General features: G+C 74.9%; 1 protein-coding gene. It reads left to right on the top strand.

Going from position 1 to position 2,236, the window contains the following annotated elements:
- A partial coding sequence (locus tag D183_RS0108090) for a tetratricopeptide repeat protein (RefSeq protein ID WP_017908558.1) occupies positions 1-2,236 on the top strand: 2,236 nt, incomplete at both ends.

The following is a 2,236-nucleotide window of genomic DNA, read 5'->3' as shown; positions in this document are numbered from 1 at the left end:
CCGCCGCCGCCGGCCGCTACGTGGACGCGGTGCGCGCCTACCAGGCGCTGTTCGACGGCAAGGGCCCGCCGGACTCGCTGGCGCTGGAGTACTACCAGGCGCTGGCCGGCACCCCGCAGGGCTGGGACGGCGCACGCGACGGCCTGCGCCGCCTGGCTGCCGCGCAGCCGGACAACACCGCTGCGGCGCTGGCGCTGGCGCAGGTGCAGACCTACCGCGAACCGTCGCGGCGCGAGGGCATCGCCCAGCTCGCCGCGCTGAGCAAGCGCGCCGATGTCGCCGGTCCCGCGCGTGCCGGCTGGCGCCAGGCGCTGCTGTGGCTCAATGCCGGCCCCGCCGATGCGCCGCTGTACCAGGCGTTCCTGGCCGCCAATCCGAACGATGCCGAGATCGCCAAGAAGGCCGCGCAACTGCAGGAGCGCCGCGCGCAAGGCGGCGATCCGGCCGGCGAACAGCTGGGCGAAGGCTTCAAGGCGCTCAACGCCGGCAACCTGGCGCTGGCCGAACAGCGCTTCGCGCAGGTGCTGCGCGCGCGTCCGCGCGATGCCGAGGCGCTCGGTGGCCTGGGCTCGGTACGGCTGCGCCAGCAGCGCTTCGGCGAAGCGCAGGAACTGCTGCGCCCGGCCGCGGCCGCCAACGGCAAGTGGCGCAGCGCGCTGGACAGCGCGCGCTACTGGCTGCAGCTGCAGCAGGCGCAGGCCGCGCGCACCCGCGGCGACACCGACGCCGCGCTGCGCCTGGTCCAGCAGGCGGTCAAGCTCAAGCCCGAGGAGGCCGCCGGCTACGCGTTGCTGGGCGACCTGCAGTCGGCCAGCGATGCCGCCGCCGCCGAAAAGAGCTACCGCGAGGCGCTGCGCCTGCATGCCGACGATGCCGGCGCGCTGCAGGGCCTGATCGCCCTGTACAGCCGCCAGGGCCGCGCCAACGAGGCCAATGCGCTGTTCGCCAGGCTCAGCCCGGCGCAGCGCCAGCAGGCCGGCGGCGAGTCCGCGCTGAAAGCCAACCTGCAGCGCGCCCGCGCGCAGCAGGCGCTGGAGGCCGGCGACACCGTCACCGCGCAGAGCGAGCTGGAAAAGGCGATGGTCGACAACCCGGGCGATCCGTGGGTGCGGCTGGACCTGGCGCGCCTGTACCAGCAGGCCGGGCGTCCGGACCAGGCGCGCAGCGTCATGGACGGCCTGCTCGCAGTGCACGGCGACATGCCCGAGGCGCTGTACGCCAATGCGCTGCTGGCGCAGGAACGCGGCGACTGGGCCAGCGCCTACGCCAGCCTGGAACGCATTCCGGCCAATGCCCGCACCGCCGAGATGAGCGCGCTGCGCAACACCGCCTGGGTCGAACAGCAGGCGGCCACGGCGCGCCTGCTGCAGCAGCAGGGCCGCGGTGGCGAAGCGCAGTTGCTGCTGGGCCGCACCGAGGCCGCGCTGGGCGACGCGCTGGAACAGCCGGCACTGCTGGCGGCGATGGCCGGCGCCTATGCCGACATCGGCAGCAACCAGCGCGCGCTGACCCTGGCGCAGCGCCTGGTCGCGCAGAACCCCTCCACCGAGGCGCGCCTGCAATACGCCGGCGTGCTGCTGCGCGCGCACCAGGACGCGGAACTGGCGGCGACCCTGCGCCAGCTGCGCGACAGCGACATGAGCGCCGAGCAGCAGCGCCGCTACCAGGCGCTGCGCAGCGGCTACGTGCTGCGCCAGGTCGATGCCCTGCGCGAACTCGGCAACCTCGAAGCCGCCTACGACGCGCTGGCGCCGCTGCTGGCGCAGCAGAATCAGGATCCGCAGGCGGTGGCCGCGCTGGCGCGGCTGTACGCCGCCGCCGGCGACCAGCGCCAGGCGCTGGTGCTGTACCAGCAGCAACTGCAGCAGTCGCCCAACGACCTGGACACGCTGATCGCCGCGGCCAACACCGCCGCCGCGCTGCGCGACCTGCACAGCGCCGAGGACTACCTGCAGCGCGCGCTGGCGCAGGCGCCGGATTCGCCGCAGGTGCTTGGCGCCGCCGGCCGCGTGTACCGCAGCGCCGGCAAGAACCGCAAGGCCGAGAGCTACTTCCGCGCCGCACTGGCGGCGCAGGCGCGCGAGGCGGGCCAGTACGACAACGGCCTGCCGGCCGCCAACGGCCCGGCGTCCTACGCCGCTGCCGGGCGCCCGCTCAATCCGTTCGCCGGCATGAACGGACGCATGCCGCGCAGCGCCGCGGTGGTGTCCGACCGTCTCGGCGGCGGCGTGCCGGC

The sequence above is a fragment of the Xanthomonas sp. SHU 199 genome (assembly GCF_000364665.1).
GTDB classification, from domain to species: Bacteria; Pseudomonadota; Gammaproteobacteria; order Xanthomonadales; family Xanthomonadaceae; genus Xanthomonas_A; species Xanthomonas_A sontii.
The sequence above is the reverse complement of the archived record's forward strand: the minus strand, read 5'-3'. Positions and strand labels throughout refer to the sequence as shown.